Annotated in this window: 21 protein-coding genes; 16 read left to right on the forward strand and 5 right to left on the reverse strand. The window is 59.5% G+C overall.

Annotated features, from left to right (window positions below; translation table 11 throughout):
* Position 1: 1 nt before the first annotated feature.
* The 6 genes from HBJ55_RS05390 to HBJ55_RS05415 all read left to right on the forward strand — a co-directional run bounded on the left by HBJ55_RS05390 (position 2) and on the right by HBJ55_RS05415 (position 4269).
* On the forward strand, positions 2-535 hold the full coding sequence (locus tag HBJ55_RS05390; protein ID WP_167111799.1) for a GNAT family N-acetyltransferase: 534 nt from the start codon (positions 2-4) through the stop codon (positions 533-535).
* A gap of 183 nt (positions 536-718) precedes the next feature.
* Entirely contained in the window at positions 719-1057 is a 339-nt protein-coding gene (locus HBJ55_RS05395; RefSeq protein ID WP_240935982.1) for a cupin domain-containing protein, read from the forward strand.
* A 105-nt stretch (positions 1058-1162) separates the two neighbouring features.
* Positions 1163-1432 (forward strand): hypothetical protein, encoded by a 270-nt coding sequence (locus HBJ55_RS05400; RefSeq protein WP_167111803.1) that lies wholly within the window; start codon positions 1163-1165, stop codon positions 1430-1432.
* A gap of 202 nt (positions 1433-1634) precedes the next feature.
* Complete coding sequence (locus HBJ55_RS05405) at positions 1635-2057, forward strand: MAPEG family protein (protein ID WP_167111805.1); 423 nt, start codon at positions 1635-1637, stop codon at positions 2055-2057.
* A gap of 162 nt (positions 2058-2219) precedes the next feature.
* On the forward strand, positions 2220-3236 hold the full coding sequence (locus HBJ55_RS05410; RefSeq protein ID WP_167111807.1) for a T6SS phospholipase effector Tle1-like catalytic domain-containing protein: 1017 nt from the start codon (positions 2220-2222) through the stop codon (positions 3234-3236).
* A 247-nt stretch (positions 3237-3483) separates the two neighbouring features.
* Positions 3484-4269, forward strand: coding sequence for a hypothetical protein (locus HBJ55_RS05415; RefSeq protein WP_167111809.1), 786 nt, complete (start codon positions 3484-3486; stop codon positions 4267-4269).
* A gap of 166 nt (positions 4270-4435) precedes the next feature.
* On the opposite strand, the gene HBJ55_RS05420 is transcribed toward HBJ55_RS05415, so the two are convergent.
* Positions 4436-5755, reverse strand: coding sequence for a GGDEF domain-containing protein (locus HBJ55_RS05420; protein WP_338071971.1), 1320 nt, complete (start codon positions 5753-5755; stop codon positions 4436-4438).
* 319 nt (positions 5756-6074) lie between these two features.
* Complete coding sequence (locus HBJ55_RS05425; protein WP_167111811.1) at positions 6075-6815, reverse strand: dienelactone hydrolase family protein; 741 nt, start codon at positions 6813-6815, stop codon at positions 6075-6077.
* A 183-nt stretch (positions 6816-6998) separates the two neighbouring features.
* Between HBJ55_RS05425 and HBJ55_RS05430 the strand changes: the two genes are divergently transcribed.
* The 4 genes from HBJ55_RS05430 to HBJ55_RS05445 all read left to right on the forward strand — a co-directional run bounded on the left by HBJ55_RS05430 (position 6999) and on the right by HBJ55_RS05445 (position 10254).
* Positions 6999-7511, forward strand: coding sequence for an OsmC family protein (locus HBJ55_RS05430; RefSeq protein ID WP_167111813.1), 513 nt, complete (start codon positions 6999-7001; stop codon positions 7509-7511).
* Between the two features lie 120 nt (positions 7512-7631).
* Entirely contained in the window at positions 7632-8300 is a 669-nt protein-coding gene (locus HBJ55_RS05435; protein WP_167111815.1) for a dihydrofolate reductase family protein, read from the forward strand.
* 76 nt (positions 8301-8376) lie between these two features.
* Positions 8377-9120, forward strand: coding sequence for a carbon-nitrogen hydrolase family protein (locus HBJ55_RS05440; protein ID WP_167111817.1), 744 nt, complete (start codon positions 8377-8379; stop codon positions 9118-9120).
* 72 nt (positions 9121-9192) lie between these two features.
* Positions 9193-10254, forward strand: coding sequence for a calcium/sodium antiporter (locus tag HBJ55_RS05445; protein WP_167111819.1), 1062 nt, complete (start codon positions 9193-9195; stop codon positions 10252-10254).
* A 20-nt stretch (positions 10255-10274) separates the two neighbouring features.
* Here HBJ55_RS05445 and HBJ55_RS05450 read toward each other — a convergent pair whose 3' ends face one another.
* Positions 10275-10940: a glutathione S-transferase family protein gene (locus tag HBJ55_RS05450; protein WP_167111822.1), complete on the reverse strand. Its 666-nt coding sequence runs from the start codon at positions 10938-10940 to the stop codon at positions 10275-10277.
* A 233-nt stretch (positions 10941-11173) separates the two neighbouring features.
* Here HBJ55_RS05450 and HBJ55_RS05455 point away from each other — a divergent pair, with 233 nt between their 5' ends.
* The 5 genes from HBJ55_RS05455 to HBJ55_RS05475 all read left to right on the forward strand — a co-directional run bounded on the left by HBJ55_RS05455 (position 11174) and on the right by HBJ55_RS05475 (position 14232).
* Positions 11174-11380 carry a ParD-like family protein gene (locus HBJ55_RS05455; protein WP_167111824.1) on the forward strand — a complete coding sequence of 69 codons (207 nt, stop codon included), beginning with the start codon at positions 11174-11176 and terminating at the stop codon, positions 11378-11380.
* Positions 11373-12155: a type I methionyl aminopeptidase gene (gene map, locus HBJ55_RS05460; protein WP_167111826.1), complete on the forward strand. Its 783-nt coding sequence runs from the start codon at positions 11373-11375 to the stop codon at positions 12153-12155. Before HBJ55_RS05455 ends, map begins: the two co-directional genes overlap by 8 nt.
* Before the next feature lie 12 nt (positions 12156-12167).
* Entirely contained in the window at positions 12168-13130 is a 963-nt protein-coding gene (locus HBJ55_RS05465; protein ID WP_206022244.1) for an arsenic resistance protein, read from the forward strand.
* Between the two features lie 132 nt (positions 13131-13262).
* Positions 13263-13874: a cell wall hydrolase gene (locus tag HBJ55_RS05470; protein ID WP_167111827.1), complete on the forward strand. Its 612-nt coding sequence runs from the start codon at positions 13263-13265 to the stop codon at positions 13872-13874.
* 160 nt (positions 13875-14034) lie between these two features.
* Positions 14035-14232, forward strand: a complete 198-nt coding sequence (locus HBJ55_RS05475; protein WP_167111829.1) for a hypothetical protein — start codon at positions 14035-14037, stop codon at positions 14230-14232.
* 55 nt (positions 14233-14287) lie between these two features.
* On the opposite strand, the gene HBJ55_RS05480 is transcribed toward HBJ55_RS05475, so the two are convergent.
* Complete coding sequence (locus HBJ55_RS05480) at positions 14288-15202, reverse strand: LysR family transcriptional regulator (RefSeq protein ID WP_167111831.1); 915 nt, start codon at positions 15200-15202, stop codon at positions 14288-14290.
* A gap of 159 nt (positions 15203-15361) precedes the next feature.
* Between HBJ55_RS05480 and HBJ55_RS05485 the strand changes: the two genes are divergently transcribed.
* A complete protein-coding gene (locus HBJ55_RS05485) occupies positions 15362-15691 on the forward strand; it encodes a hypothetical protein (protein ID WP_167111833.1) in 330 nt (109 codons plus the stop codon).
* Between the two features lie 7 nt (positions 15692-15698).
* Here HBJ55_RS05485 and HBJ55_RS05490 read toward each other — a convergent pair whose 3' ends face one another.
* Positions 15699-16598 (reverse strand): arylamine N-acetyltransferase family protein, encoded by a 900-nt coding sequence (locus HBJ55_RS05490; RefSeq protein WP_167111835.1) that lies wholly within the window; start codon positions 16596-16598, stop codon positions 15699-15701.
* Positions 16599-16650: the final 52 nt, after the last annotated feature.

Consider the following 16650-nt stretch of genomic DNA (forward strand, 5'->3'; position numbering starts at 1 on the left):
AATGTTGCCCTACAGCATAGTAACAACACGGCTTTCCCTCCGTGAGCCGCGCATCTCAGACGCCTCCCACCTCTTTCGTACATACACCACGGATAGGGAAGTTACGCGCTACTTGGTGTGGCGCCCGCACGAAGCGCTAACCGAGACCGAGGCGTTCATTGCCACTTGCCTCGAAGCCTGGAGAGATCGCACGCGTTTTCCCTACATTGTCACGCTGACAGGGAATGAGCAGGAGCCCATCGGCATGGTAGAGGCACGCCCCAGGGGCCATATGGTCGATATGGGCTATGTTCTGGCGCGCCAATTCTGGGGGCAGGGCATCATGCCAGAAGCGCTTGCCGAGCTGACCGAGCGCTGCCTGGCACAGCCCGAGTGTTACCGGGTTCAGGCTACCTGCGATGTAGAAAACCTGGCTTCTTCCCGCCTGCTGGAAAAGTGCGACTTCTCGAGAGAAGGACGACTCGAGCGGTACGCCTTGCATCCGAATATCAGTCCCGAGCCCAGGGCATGCTTCATGTATGCCAAGTGTCGGTAGCCAACACGGTGACTATACTGGGGCGAACCCGACTCGCCGAGCTGGACTGAAGCCTTGGAGCAAGCTCCACGGAGAGCCCCTATAGATCAGGAGATCAAGATGAAACCGTCAGCGTCTGCTCGTGTCCCGATCTTTCTCGCCCCGGGCGGGGGGCGAGCCTATCCAATGGGCAGGATATCCGCCTTGTTCAAGGCCGACGGGACGGAATCCGCCAATGCCTACTCCATCTCCGAGTGGTGGCTTGAACCCAACACGAAGGGGCCCGGCGCCCACTGTCACCCGGAGGATGACGTCTTCTATGTACTTGAAGGCACAATGAGCTTCCTGCTCGATGACCAGTGGGTGGAAGCCCCCAGGGGCTCCTTTATCTTGGCTCCTGGCGGTGTAACGCATGATTTCGAAAACCGCAGCTCTCTCCGCGCTGGCGTGCTTAATTTCTCCTCGCCTGGAGACTTTGAAAAACACATGCCTGACATTGCCGAGTGGTTCGCCCAGCATCCTCCCGGCGATGCAGTCTCCTAGCTGAAGGCACGCCGGTGTTGGTTGCAGACCATACTGCAGCGAACGACGCAGTCAATGACAACAGCACTGCGCCCAAACCAGGCTTAAAGAAGCAAGGGAGCACTCATGGACGAAGACCTCGAAAGGATGACGCGCGAAGAACTGATCGATGAAGCCAAGCGGCTACGTCAGGGCATCCGTGAGCATCGCGACTGCAGCCGGCATGACCTGTGCTGGCACCACCCTGCCCTGTGGGGATTGCTGCCCGACAAGACCGACCCGATTCCCGTGGTACCGGAATGGCCGGAATTCATCAGGGGCTGCATCAAGTACCGACAATCTCTCGATGAACAGATGCCCAATGCCCCGCGCACCGATGAGCCATATGAAGAGTAAACACTGGTAGGCTCACGTGATGCAGATGCCAGCTCGCTGACGCGCGGCACCTTTGAGAGCCATGATCCGATGAGTCTCCTTCGCTTTCGCACCACCATCGAAATCAACAATATCAATCCCTATGTGCTCGTTACGGCAGCCCAAGCCGAGCAGCTCCTGGCCCGGTCATGGCACGAGGGTCGAGTTCAACAAGGCAGATCACATGAATGAAGTCGTGCACTGGTACGCCGTGTCTACGGTGCTACTGTTCGTGAAAATGTTCGCCATTTCCCTGTTTCAGGGCTATCACCGAATCGGCAAGCGAACCTTCAAGACACCTGAAGACGCTGCCCTCGTCGGGCGGCAAGCCGCCGCGGAGGAGTTACCCCAGGTTCAGCGTGCCGCCAACGCCTGGCGTAACGACCTGGAGAACATCCCGATATTCCTTGCCCTTGGCGTTGTCTACGTTTGGGTGGAAGCCTCACCGATCCTGGCGCCTTGGCTGTTCCTCCTGTTCACTGCGGCGCGATACCTGCACACAATATTTTATCTGTCGGCCCTGCAGCCTTGGCGCACGGTTGCCTATGGCGTAGGCATCGTCAGCCTCTTGGTCATGTGCGCGTTGATTGTCGCAGCGCTATTTTGACGATCGACGCCTCGCCTTAATCCAACGTTGTAAGCCATTTACTACATGCACGTAAGCCATGACCTCAATCAAGGTGGCGGGGACCCTTTTCAGGTTATATGACGTAGCGTATTCGATACATTGGGTTTACGTTAAGTAAAAAACGTGGGGAGAAGTGGCGGGATGAAACGCATCGTCATCTGCGCCGATGGCACTTGGCAATGCCCGGAAAGCGACACCGCCACGCATGTGTTGCGCCTGGCACGCGGCATCGCGCCCTGTTGCGATAACGACGTCAAGCAGATCGTGTACTACGACTGGGGCGTTGGCGTCGAGGGTGACAGCATTCTCGGTGGTGCCACCGGCGCCGGTATCGACAAGAACATCATGGATTGCTATCGCTTCATCGTACACAACTACGAGCCTGGCGATCAGCTCTTCCTGTTCGGCTTCAGCCGCGGCGCCTACATCGTGCGCTCCCTGGCCGGGCTCATCCGCAACTGCGGAGTGCTGCTCCGGCTCTACGCCGACCGTATCCCCGAGGCCTACCAGCTCTACCGGCAACGCGCACGAAGCTCGGCACCCGGTGCCGAGAGATCCATCGACTTCCGCTGTGCCTACGCCGTAGCCGATATCACCCCAATCGAATTCCTTGGGGTGTGGGATACCGTAGGCGCCCTCGGCATTCCCGCCCCCTTCCTCGGCACCCTAGGCACCGAGCGCTACCTGTTCCACGACACCGAACCCAGCAGCATTATCCGCCATGCCCGGCATGCCGTCTCCATCGACGAGAACCGTCAGGACTTCGAGCCCACGCTTTGGTCGGCCAAGCCCGGCATCGATCTGAAGCAGGTGTGGTTCGCCGGCGTGCACACCGATATTGGCGGCGGCTACCCGCAGCGTGAACTCGGCGACTACGCCGGCCAATGGATGGTCACCGAAGCTGAACGCTGCGGTCTCGCCCTCGAGCCGCACTTCGTCGCCTCGATGAACCCGCGCCACAGCGGCCGGCAGCACGACGAGTACAAGGGCTTCTACAAGATCATGCGCCGCTCGCAATACCGCACACCGGAACCCTGCCTGCATCAAAGCGTACGCCTGCGCTGGGAGGATCCACACGTGACCTACCAGAGCCCGGCACTGAGCAAGTTGCTCGACTCGGTGGACGGAGATTGGGATAAGGTAGAGTTGGTCGGATGAGGGTGGATGGGATAAAGAGGATGACGGCTTTCGACCCAAAGCGGGCATGGAGGCAAAGGCAGCATGCTCGTTCAGCCGTGTTATGCAGCCAGCACTATGATCGATGTTATGCTGTCAAGCCATGCTTAGTTTCATGGAGATTAGCACGTGAATGGTATGCGCCATAACCGGATGAACCTGCCAACGGCGTTCAAATCATTAAACAAACTGGCAGTCTAATTACCCGTTAGCACCCAAAAGGACCTCTATGGATGATCTTGTCGAGAAACTTGTTACAGAAAACAAGAAGTACTATGAATGCCTAGACAAATGCTTGCGCGAATTATTTGACAAAGCACGTGATACCAATGAATTGCAGTTCGCGTTTTCGTTGTCACCTGAATTTCGGGGCTTGCAGGACGCCGGATGGAATACGGCACATGATGCAATCGTTGCGTTTGATGAGTATTTGGAGTTCATAAACGAAGGAAAACTTACGTCTATAAAGGCAAGAGTAGCATTGGCATTCTATTCGCATCTTTCTGAAGCAGCAGGTTTCTATGAAATACCGAAAAACATGTTGCGTGTAGCCGGAGGGGAGCAATACAACATGTGGCCTTTCCTTGGTTTGGTCGAAACGCACAAGCAAACAGGCATCAAGATCGCCCCAAATGCGAATAAAATTCTCCGTAACCTCGCTGGGCATGCGGAAACAATAGGCCTAAGCGAATTGGCCGCATGCATCAGGGATGCTTTCGACCCAGACTTAAGGAACGGCTACGCACACGCTGATTACGTGATTTGGAGTGATGGTATTCGCCTTAGAAAAAGAAATGGCGGTCACCCTAGATTGGTTTCTTGGAAGGAGTTCAATGCCAGATTTGAAAGAGGAATCAATTTCTTTCAGATGATCAGGGAGCTTACAACTGAATATATGGATTCATACTCTGAACCGAAAATAGTAAAGGCAGCAATGAAGCCAGGTGAGCCGGAGTTTAACTGGAAGATACATGCGGATCGTGAAAAGCACAGCTTCTCAATTTCAAGCACTTAGTGCTAACAATGGGTTCCAAGGGACGCTCCGCTTCGCTGTTCGCCCTTGCCCAGGCGTTATATCAGCTCGCGCTGTATGTCCGCTTATGGCCGTTAGCTGACGTTCGGCTCGGGTGCCAACGCGGGGTTAGTGAGACGCTCAGGCGGCGAATGACCATGCGATGTCTCTAGCTTCCTCCATCTTCCCTACCCTCACGGCACATCACGACCCGGTTCCGGCCGTCGCGCTTGCCAACGTATAGCGACTGATCTGCTCGCGTGATCAAGGAGTCAAGGTCGGCCTCTTCTGAGTTCGCTAAAGCGATACCTATGGTGACGCTTAGGCGCATCTCGCTCATGCCTTCCTTTAACGGAAGCTCGGCGACTTTCTTCTTCAAACGCTCTGCCACGATCTGAGCGTTGTCGGGGCCGGTGTCCGGCAGGGCCACCATGAACTCTTCCCCCCCGAAACGCCCTATCACGTCCGTGGGGCGTAGCGATTGCATACAAGCTTCCGCGATCTTGGTCAGAACCCAATCTCCATGCGTGTGGCCCCAAGTATCGTTGATATTTTTGAAGTGATCGACATCAATCATGAAAAGGCTGAACGGCTTCTTTTCCAATCTTGAGCGCTGCAGCAGGGCCTTGGCCCGCTTCATGAAATGGCTTCGACTATTTAATCCCGTCAGAGCATCCCGCTCGGCAACCATACGCAACTGAGCTTCCAGGTCTTTTCGAAGCGCTATTTCCTTGAGCAGATGGTGATTCTGACTACGCTCTTTTTGGAGTAACCCAAACTGCTTGCGCTGAAGATTTTCCAAGCGCAGCAAGGCACAGAAGCCCACTATATTGGTCATAACCAACAACAGCGCCAAGCGAAGCGTCACCACTGGCGAAATATCCGCGAACAGCACTGCAGCGGCCAGAAAGCCAATACTCAAATAGAGGCTCGCGAACGTTACTACCGTCAGTAGATTAGGAATCAGTAGAAAGAAAGCCATGGTAGCTACCACCACCGCTGTTACCTGAGTGGCGAGGCTATCGGGGCGCAAGGGAACGATCAAAATGATTCCCGTCGCAAATATCCAGAGCGGCAAAGCGTGCAACCAAATTCTACGGAAATAATTTCCCCAGCGTCCGATGATGAATGCCAAGAGAATACAGAGGCTCACCACCACGATACGCATGGCGACCAGCAAATAGTATTCCTTGGTGAAGCCAAGAAGTTGGTAGTCCGTAATGGCAAACATACCAAATACCAAGGATGCAAGAATCAAAGAAAGACAAGATTCAAATCTCGCCCTCGTCTTGATAATCCTGCGATACATCGACTCCGTGCGATATTCGCAAAACTGGCCTGTCAACCAATGCACGTCATATCTCGATTTTAGCGTTGACAAAGCCCATGCCTCCTGTGGCAAACGATTATTTTTTAAAGAGACAAGGTGGTGATGAACATGGATGATGTTCCATCCGTGTACCGCAGCGGGCTTTTTGGCCCAGAGCACAGGCTTGTCCTAAGCAAAATTATCGGCAGCTTGCTCAAGATCTTTAGCGGAATCGAAACCAGGACACGCGTACGCGATGCCCTATCATGCTACGCTTCCAGCGTGCTCGTGATAGCGGAGGCGACGATGGCTTTCCACAATCCGGATCCTAAAATGCGGGCAATTGAACAGCGCAATGCCCGAGTGAAGGCCGATCTGTTTGCCAGGCTGTTGGGTGGCGCGTGGCATAGACTTCGTAAGGGTGTCCGTAGACTGTCGAGGGGGAGATAGCGCCGCGGCCCCATACAGCGGGGCCGCTATGAAATGACGGGGCTCCCCGCTACAACGTCTCTTCCAGGAGCATGGCCAGCCGTTTGTGATGCAGGGTATCGGCAGCCGCATCGTAGCTGGGGGCGTCCTTGGCCGTGAAGCCGTGGGCTGCGCCCTTGTAGAGTTCCGTGGTGAAGTGCACGCCGGCCCTGGCCAACGCCTCGTCCATACGGGCGATCTGCTCGGGGGGCAGTAGCTCGTCCTTGTCGGCGTGACCGAAATAGATGCGCGCCTCGATGGTACCAACCACATTCACGGGACTGTTCGGGTCGTTGGCTTCCGCCAACCGGGCCGAGTGGAAACCCGCCACAGCGGCAATACGGTCAGGATGTTCGGCCGCCATGCGCAGCGCGAAGGCGCTTGTCATGCAATAGCCGACCACGCCTATCTTGCCGTTCGCGAACGCACCATCATTATCGATGCAATCCAACAGGGCAGCGAAGTCGCGGGATTGCGCCTCAGGTGTTAGGTGGCCGGCATACTCGACCAGCGTCGGCCGCACGTCCGGGTCACGGAAGGACTTGCCCTCCGGCACGATGGTGCCGCTCGCATCGCGGTAGTAGACGTTGGGCATCAACACGGCATAGCCGTTGTCAGCAATCCGCCGGGCCTTCTCGTGGTAGCAGGGGCGCACACCACCGATATCGGTGAACAGCACCACGGCCGGCAGCGGGCCTTCGGCGCTCCCGGGCGTAAAGACATGAGCGTCGATGGTGCCGTCGGCAGCGGGAATTTCGATAGCACGAGACATGAATGGGCTCCGTGTGTCGATGCGATTTGTCGTCGAGGAAGAAGGTAGCAAAAATCCTGGCTGGAGAACTTTTCGCCTATCCTCATGGGATGCTTGAGGCAGCTTACGACCTACAGTGGCCGTGCCGCCAAAGTGCGTGATGAGCCAAGACAATTTATCCATGACAATCATGAGGAGAGCTTCATGAAGGCTGAAGAGTTGCGGTCCGTCCAAGCGCCATTGAAAGAGCGTTATCGCGAGGCACCGGATGCCGCGCTGGTCACGCTGCGTGCGCAAGGGCGTATCGGTGAAGGTGTCAGCTGCAGGATCGAGACGGGCAAGGCGCTGGTTGAGGCCGGGCTGCATCCCGCCACGGGCGGGAGTGGGCAGAGCGCGTGTTCGGGCGACATGCTGCTCGAAGCCTTGGTGGCCTGCGCTGGCGTGACGCTGAACGCCGTCGCCACCTCCCTCGGCATTGAGTTGAGAGATGCCTCGCTTCAGGCGGAAGGCGATCTCGATTTCCGCGGAACGCTTGGCGTATCAAAGGAAGTGCCAGTTGGCTTCCAGAACATTCGGCTGAAATTCACCCTCGACACCGATGCCTCGGAAGAGCAGCTAGACTCTCTTCTGCGTCTGACGGAGCGGTACTGCGTCGTTTACCAAACGCTGGCACATCCGCCTGCGCTGTCGGTCGCTCGCAAACCCGCAACGGGCTGAGCTCTCAATCTCGGCTCTACATCACTGCTGTACATCACCCCCTTGAACATACCCACCTGTCGATTTCGCGACGCCTCGCCCGATGACTGGATACCGAAAGCAAACCAGGAGGATGAACTCATGCGAAAAGTGATCGTTGGCGCCATGGTCTCAATGGACGGTGTCATGCAGGCACCCGGCGGACCGCAGGAAGACCCGACAGGCGGTTTCCGCTACGGCGGTTGGGTCGCACCGCTGGTGGACGAGGTATTCGGGGAGGAGATCGACAAGCTGTTCGGCCAGCCGTTCGACCTGCTGCTCGGCCGCAAGACGTATGAGATTTTCGCCGCACATTGGCCCTATGCCGAGGGAGGGCCGGACGACTCCATCGCCAAGACCTTCAACTCGATCAAGAAGTACGTGGCGACCCGCAAGGGCCTGGAGCTGTCCTGGGAGGGTTCGGTGGCCCTCCACGATGCGGCGGCCGATGTCGCCAGGCTGAAGCAGGAGGACGGCCCGGCGCTCGTCACCCAGGGCAGCACCGAGCTGGTCCACACGCTGCTCGCGAATGACCTCGTCGATGAAATCACCCTGCTCATCTGCCCCGTCGTGCTGGGGAAAGGCAAGAAGCTGTTCGACGATGGCGCCAGCCCGGCCGCGTTCGAACTCGTGGCCAATCGCGTGTCGCCTAACGGCATCGTGATCGCGAAGTATGTACGCGACGGCGCGGTGAAGACCGGCGACTTTGCCATGGACCCGCCCACTGCGGCGGAAGTGGCAAGGCGCGAGAAGATGCAGCGGGAAGGTTAGGCTAGGGCTTCCTTCCCTCCTTCCAACGGCAAAATGCATTACGCTTACCCGAGGGCCAGCGAGAGGGAGCGAGCCGATGAAGCTGTGTGCCGTGCAGTACGCCTCGGTAACGGGCGATGTCGAGGGCAACGTGGAACGCCATGTCGAGTTCGTCGAGTTGGCGGCATCGCATGGCGCCGAGCTGGTCTTCTTCCCCGAACTCTCGCTCACCGGCTACGAGCCGACGCTGGCCCAAGGCCTGGCCACTCACGAGGAGGACCCGCGGCTGGACGTATTCCAGCGTCTGAGCGATGCCCACGGCATTGTGATCGGCGTCGGGCTGCCACTGGTCACCTCGCGAAAACCGCGGATCGGCATGGTAGTGTTCCAGCCCCACACGGGGCGCCACGCCTATGCCAAGCAACGGCTCCACGACGACGAACTGCCCTACTTCTCCCCCGGTGAGCGGCCGATGCTCATCGAAACCCGCGAGCACCGCCTGGCGCTGGCGATCTGCTATGAGTCGCTGCAGCCCGATCATGTCGCCACGGCGGCGAGCCTCGGCGCGGACGTCTACCTGGCCAGCGTGGCCAAGCTTGCACCAAGAATGGACGAAGCCTATGCCTACTACGCCACCTTCGCCCGAGAACACGCCATGACGATCCTGATGGCCAACTGCGTGGGGCCTTGCGACGGCGATGTCGGCGGAGGCCGCTCGGCGGTATGGAACGATCGCGGCAGGTACGTTAACGCGCTCGACGGCACGCAGGAAACAATGCTTATATTCGACACTGCCACACAGGGCACGCATGTGCTGGCCCCGGCTTCGCCCGCGGCATAGCCGGGGCTCAACCAGGCCGCGGCCGGCCCGTCTGATAACTCCCCTCCCCCAAGTGAACGGAAAAAACTCTATATGCTGACGCTACTGCTGCTGTTGGTCGGTCTTGCGCTCTTGATCCTCGGCGCGGAGGGCCTCGTTCGGGGTGCGTCGCGCCTGGCTGCGCAAGTGGGTATCTCACCGTTGATCATCGGGCTTACCGTCGTGGCCTTCGGCACCAGCGCCCCGGAACTCGTCGTCAGTATCAAAGCTTCTCTCGACAATCAGGCGGGAATTGCCATCGGCAACGTGGTGGGCAGTAATATTTTCAACGTGCTGTTCATCCTGGGCATCTCGGCGCTGATCGTGCCACTCGCGGTTGCCCAGCAGCTGATCCGCCTGGATATCCCGCTGATGATCGGCATCTCGCTGCTGGTATTGCTATTGGCACTGGATGGCGTTGTCGGCCGCTTCGACGGCGGTCTGCTGTTCCTTGGCCTGATCGCCTACACCGGGTTCCTACTGTGGCAGGGACGGCGCCAGTCTGCCCCCGCCGAGACGGAAGCCGGCGAGGAGGTAAGCCACCATTGGGGGCGGGACGTACTGTTTGTCGTGGTCGGGCTCGCCATGTTGGTGGCCGGCTCGCGCCTGTTCGTCGATGCAGCGGTCGTGCTGGCCACCTGGCTCGGTGTCAGCGAACAGGTGATCGGGCTGACCGTGGTCGCGGCTGGTACCTCGCTGCCCGAAGTCGTCACGTCGATCGTCGCAGCCCTGCGCGGCCAGCGCGACATCGCCGTGGGCAACGTGGTTGGCAGCAACATTTTCAATCTGCTGGGTGTGCTCGGCCTGGCCAGCCTCATCGCCCCCGCCGGCATTGCCGTGACCGATGCCATGCTGAGCCTCGATATTCCGGTGATGCTCGCCGTGGCCGTTGCCTGCCTGCCGATCTGCTTCACCGCCAGCGCCATCAACCGCTGGGAGGGGGCGGTACTGCTGGCCTATTACGTGGCCTACACCGCATACCTGATCCTGGCCGCCACCCATCATGACGCCCTGGCCGGCTTCAGCGCGCTGATGCTCTATTTCGTGCTGCCGATTACCGCCTTGACCCTCGCCGTGCTGGTCGTGCCCGAGCTGCGCCAGAGAGCGGGCAGGTAATACAGAGGACTCGCCCGTGCTCAGCCCATCTCCATAGCCGGCTGCGGTGGAACTCCCTGGGCCAAGGCGGCATCGCACTCGGCGGCCTTGGCGCGCTGGAAGGCTTCGCGCGCCTGAAGGCGCTGCCAGTAAGCGGCCACGGCGGGCTTGAAGCGCTCGTCCAGCCCAATGAAGCTGGCCAGCAGCAGTGCGTAACCCACCGACACATCGGCAGCGGTGAAGCGCCCGGCGCAGAGGAACGCTTCGCGCTCGAGGCGCGGCTCCAGGCTGCGCAGGCGGGAGAGGAACCAGCGTGAGTAGTCTTCAACCACTTGGGGCAACCGGCGCTCTTCGGGCTCGAAGCGGCCATAGCGCAGCACCAGAGTTTGGGGGAAAGTCAGCGTCGCCTCGCCGAAGTGCAGGAAGTTGAGGTAGTCGCCGTAGGCAGGGTCGTCCTGCGCCACCGCCAGGCCCGCCTCGGGATGGCGACCGGCGAGGTACTGGCAAATGGCCGCCGATTCAGTCATGCCCACCTGGCCATCGAACAGCGCCGGCACCGTGCCCAGCGGATTGATTTCCAGAAAGGCCTCGTCGCGAACCCGGGGCGGAAAGGCATGCATCACCAGCTCGTAGGGCGCACCAATCTCCTCGAGCAGCCACAGGGGGCGAAACGAGCGGGCGCTGACACAATGATGCAGGGTGATCATGGCTAGGCTCCTTGCGGTTTTTTCTCTCCAGTTGGGTGCGCCAAGCATGCCATGGCGTTCAGTACTCCGCCCAGCATTAGCCCGCCGTCACAGGCCATACCGCTGGGGCTCTCCTCATGGGCTCGAAGAATCATGCCATGTAGGCATACTGGCCTTCGAATGCCGTAGCTGTTGCTTGAAAATCAACGCTCGTGAATATACGATTTATATATCAATCGTATATAGGTGATCCCATGGGAATCGTGAAAATCAGCGATACTTTGCATGACGAGATCCGCAAGGCCAGCGCTCCTATGCTCCGCTCCATCAATGCGCAGGCGGAGTATTGGATAAAGATTGGCATGCTCGCTGAAACCCACCCCGAGATGACATTCCACGACATCATGAAAGAACAGATGAGAACAGCCTCGGTGAATGTGGGGCAGGTCATCCATGAGTGAGGTCGTGATCAAGGGGTCCGATGAGCTCGACCTGATGCGTCAATCGGGGCAATTACTCGCCTCGGTATTCTCTTACCTAGATGCGCATATCAGGGCCGGCATATCGACCATGCAGATCAATGATTGGGCGGAAGAGTACATTACCCATACCCTACAGGCACGCCCCTCCAGCAAGGGGCAATACGGCTTCCCCTTCGTTCTCAATACCTCCCTGAATCACATCGTCTGCCATGGCATGCCATCGGCAACGAAGCTTCTCAAGTCCGGCGATATCGTCAATGTCGACATCACCCTCGAGAAGCATGGCTTCATCACCGACTCCAGCAAGATGTACATGATCGGTGCCGTTTCACCGGCCGCGAAGCGCCTGGTTGATGCCACTTACGAGGCCATGTGGCAGGGCATCAGGACCGTGAAACCGGGTGCGACTCTCGGCGATGTCGGCTATGCGATCCAGCGGCATGCCACCGCCTATGGCTATTCGGTAGTCCGCGACTACTGCGGGCATGGCATCGGCAGAGAGATGCACGAGGAACCCCAGGTCCTGCATTACGGTCGGCCTGGGCAAGGCCTGGTGCTGCAAGAGGGCATGACCTTCACCATCGAGCCGATGATCAATCAGGGCAAGGCCAAGGTTAAAACGAAGCGCGACGGCTGGACCGTGGCAACCAGCGACAAGATGCTATCTGCCCAGTGGGAGCATACGATCGCCGTGACCGCGGATGGCTATGAGGTCTTGACGCTGCGTCAAGATGAACGTGCCCCCAGTCCCTGAGAGTTCACTGCTTTGACACGCCAAGCGCTCGAGAAATATCAAGTGCTGGTCTATCTGGCCGCCATCGCCATGGGCCTGGCTCTGGGTACGACCCTGCCGGAGCGGGTCGGCGTGCTGGAAGCGCTGCTGTGGCCGCTGTTGGGCGCGCTGCTCTATGCCACCTTCACTCAGGTACCGCTGACGCAGCTGCACAGTGCATGGCGCGATACGCGGTTCATGATGGCCGCGGTGGTGGGAAACTTCCTGCTGCTACCACTGATCGCCTGGGTGCTGGCGAGCCTTTTCGCCGCAGAGCCGGCGGTTCGCCTGGGCATGCTGCTGGTACTGCTGGTGCCGTGCACGGATTGGTTCATTACCTTTTCCCACTTGGGTGGCGGCAGGGCGCAATACGCCATTGCCTTTTCGCCGATCAGTCTGTTGCTCCAACTCGCACTACTGCCCTTCTACCTATGGCTGTTCCTCGATCAGAGCCTGCTGCTCGCCATAGTACAGCGCGAGCTGCTGATGGCCTTTACGGGACTGATCCTGCTGCCTTTGCTGCTGGCTTTCGTCACGCAGAAGTGGGCGCAGCGCAGCCGCTCCCGAGAGCGGCACATCGAGCGGCTGGGCTGGCTGCCGGTGCCGCTATTGGCCCTGGTGGTCTTCTGCATCGCCGTCACGCAGGTCGGTGTCGTTAGCGCTTCGCTGCCCGTGCTCGGTGGGCTACTGCTGGCCTTCAGCTGTTTTATTATCGCCGCAGCACTGCTGGCTCGCTTGCTGGCCCGTCTGTTCGAACTCCCCACTGCCCAGGGTCGAGTGCTGACTTTCAGTCTGGCCACGCGCAACTCATTCGTCGTGCTGCCTCTGGCGCTTTCTCTTCCCGCTTCCTACGAGCTGGCAGTGGTCGCCATCGTATTCCAGTCGCTGGTCGAGCTCATCGGCATGGTAATTTTCCTGTGGTGGGTACCGCAGCGGCTCTTTCCCATAAATGTCTGATGCATGCTGGCAGTCGAATACACTGCCGCATTGGTACCATGCAAGGACTCACGAGAAACTATACTCGCTACGCTACGCACCGCTCCGATACAAAAAAGAACCGAACCATAACGATACAAAAAAGGTTTTCCCATGCCCTCTTCTCGGCTTATCGGCTGGTTCCTCCTTGCCCTGCCCGTGGCGGCGCTCGCAGTCGTCAATCCCTCGCCACAAGCAGACGAAGCTGCGCGCAAGGCCGAAGTGCTGGAGCAGGTGGTGGCCCCCGGTGCTGTCAGCGAACCCGCGGTTCCGCTCAGCAAGCAGGAGGCTCAGGCCGTCGACCCGGAGGGCAGCGACCCGCTGGAAGAGCCGATCACCTGCCTGGCACGTTCCATTTACTGGGAAGCGAAGGGGGTCCCGGGCCTCGACATGGAATCGGTAGCCAACGTGGTGATGAACCGTCTGGCCAGCGAGGAGTTCCCCAACACCGTGTGCGAGGTGGTGAAGCAGGGCTCCGAACAGAGCCCCTGTCAATTTTCCTGGTGGTGCGACGGCCGCCCCGACGAAGTAGTGGAAGACGACGCCTACGAAGTGGCCAAAGAAGTAGCTCGCAAAGCGCTCAACCAGCAACTTCCCGACCACACCGACGGGGCACTCTATTTCCATGACCGCACCGTTCACCCTCCTTGGGCGAACGAGTTCCTGCTGACCACCGAAACCGAAGCCTTTTTATTCTACCGCCCCGACCTCAACACCACGGAGTAATGAATTTCGCAACAATATGGTCGGCGCACGGTTTGAGGGCGGATTGAGTTTGACGCGGCGTGCCGCAAGGAACCACCATGAAGTTACAACAACAAAGAATCACCGTGACAACTATAAAAACGTGCCCGTCAGGGCCAGTGCGAATTGGAGGTACGCGCCCATGTTCGTCTCACTGATCCCCCGCAACTCCGCCGTTCCCGAGACCCAGCATGAAACGGATATCGAGGCCTTGCTCGATGGCTTGATGAGCGATGAAGGCCTGAGCCGGGAAGAGCGGGACCAACTGCTCGACCTGTTGATTTTGGAGCGGGCCGAAATCAAGCGCCAGATCAACCGTATACGTGCCGAGCGCGCCTGATCGAGCCGATGAGCGGGGCGGCCTGACGCTGCCGGCGCCTTGATCCGCCACTTGCTCAGTAGCTACGAAAGGCCGCCATCACATGCCCGACCAGTGTCTCGCAGGCCTCGCCGACGTCGTGGCGCTTGACCAGCGTCAGTTGATATTCGCCCAGAGGCGGCAACAGGTCGGGATCGATGCGCCGCAAGGGTGGGCGTACCAGGCTTTGCGGGAACGGTGATACCGCCAGGTCGGCGATCATGGCCGCCTCCTGACCGGCACAATGTTCGCAGGAGTAGGCGATGCGAAAGCTCAGACCGGCCCGATTCAGCGCTTCCAACGCCATGCCGCGCCAGGCACAGCCCTGATGTGCCAGGGCGACCGGTAGCGGTGAGCGCTGGGCGGCTACCCCACCTTCCCGTCCCGCCCACACCAACGGCTCGCTGTGCACGATTTCGCCGCGCGGCTCCTGGCCGGGATTGCCGGCCGTGACCAGTACCAGATCGAGTTCGCCGGCATCCAGCCGTGCGAGCATTTCCCGGCTGCTGCCTACCACCACATCGACCTGCACCGCCGGATGCGAACGGGCGAACTGCGCCAGTACACCCGGCAGGATGCGCGTGCCCACATCATCGGTGGTACCGAAGCCCAACCGACCCGCCATTGATGGCGCCAGGAACTGCGTCACTGCCTCTTCGTTGAGCTTGAGCAGACGCCGCCCGTAACCGAGCAGCACCTCTCCTTCGGGGGTCAGCCGCACCTGGCGCGCCTCGCGCACGAACAGCGCCTGTCCGAGCGTTTCCTCCAGACGCTTGATCTGCATGCTGAGCGCCGAGGGCGTGCGGAACACCTGGCGCGCAGCGCGGGTAAAGCTGCCGCACTCGGCAATGGCGACGAAGGTACGCAGCACGTCGCTATCGAGCAGCGGCACGCTGGTTTGGGAGAGAGCGGCTTGAGAGAGAGCAGCTTCGGGGAGAGTCGCTTCGGTCATAGGACCACCTTTCAATTTTCTTTAACTGGCAATGTAGACCTTTTCGTTGGATTGATCCATCAGGCCGAGCCAAACTCTTCGTCAAGAGGTCGCGACCCTCCCTTAACCGAAAGAAATGACGGCATCCGCCCTGGGCGAATGCCCGCCAGGAGGTGCGACATGAGCCAGTACGAACCGCTACGTCAGCCACGCACGGACACCAAGCGTCCTACCCCACCGCCCCAGCCGGACTTCTACATGCCGGCCATGCCCCCGCTGGGGTTGATTCATAAACTCGAGACCAAGTGGTGGGAATACCAGCGCCGGCGGCAGTTCCGGCAACGCTTCCTGCACCTGCTGGCCCACGACGACCATATGCTCGAGGACATGAACCACCGCCGCGATGACATTCTGTGGGCCTCGCACCTGCCGCTGAGGAAGGATGCCGAACAGGCGCTGGAGCAGCGCCGAATGATGCGCAAGGCGATGCGACTGAGGCGCCAAAGTTAGCTCCCGCTCAGGTGCCAAGCTGCTCACCTTCGGAGGTGGCCTCGGCAAGCGTCTCGGCCCGCCGGAGCAGGAGGCTTTCTTGCTCCGGCGTCAGTTCCAATCCAAACCGCTCATGTAGTACACCGGCCAGCTCATCGGCTGCGATCCGCTGCAGCTCCGGCTCCCGGCCTGGGCGGAAGATCTTCAGCTCCAGATCGGTGAGCGCAAGCCGTACCTCCGCACCGTTGTGCTGAGCCACGATCCGCCGCACGAACGGGGATGCCGGGTGATGCGACGCCAGGTAGTTGTATTCGCCAGAGTCGGCGCGGTAGCAGGGTTCGTCACTGAACTGGTAGATGTTGAACCACTCACCGTTGCGCTTGTGGCGCAGCAGCCAGAACCCCAGCGGCGTTCGCTCCAGGCGATACTCCCAGGGGCCATGACTCACCTCGCTATCTTCCTTGAGCAGGATCGGCTCACGCGGTCCAATATTGCCGACGCCGACATCGACCAGCCAGTCACCGCCCGCCACCTTTACCACCAGCATCGTATGGCCAAGCGGGGTGACGACACGCTCGTCGTCGCCCATCAGCATTCTCGCGTTGCGCCCGGCGACCTCGAAGCCAAGCCGATCAAGCACCGTGGCAAACAGTATGTTTTGCTCATGGCAGTAGCCGCCGCGCCGGCGCCGTACCAGCTTGTCCTGAAGGCTTTCCAGGTCGATGCGGATCTCGCCGCCGGTGATGATTTCAAGGTTTTCGAACGGCACCCCGGTGAGGTGCGCCTGCTGCAGGGCTTTCAATGTCTCCAGGCTGGGTGTAACGGGCCCCTGGTAGTCGATGCGGGCCAGATAGGCCTCGAGATCGAGCGCCGCCGTCTCCCAGCGAGCCGATTCATGAAGGGGTTGAGCGATCGTTTCAGCCTGCATGTCGTTCTCCTTTTTCTCTCAAGGGTATTCGTTAAGCGCAGGCTAATACCTC

Origin of the sequence: Billgrantia bachuensis, from assembly GCF_011742165.1 — a bacterium.
In the GTDB taxonomy this organism is placed as follows: domain Bacteria; phylum Pseudomonadota; class Gammaproteobacteria; order Pseudomonadales; family Halomonadaceae; genus Halomonas; species Halomonas bachuensis.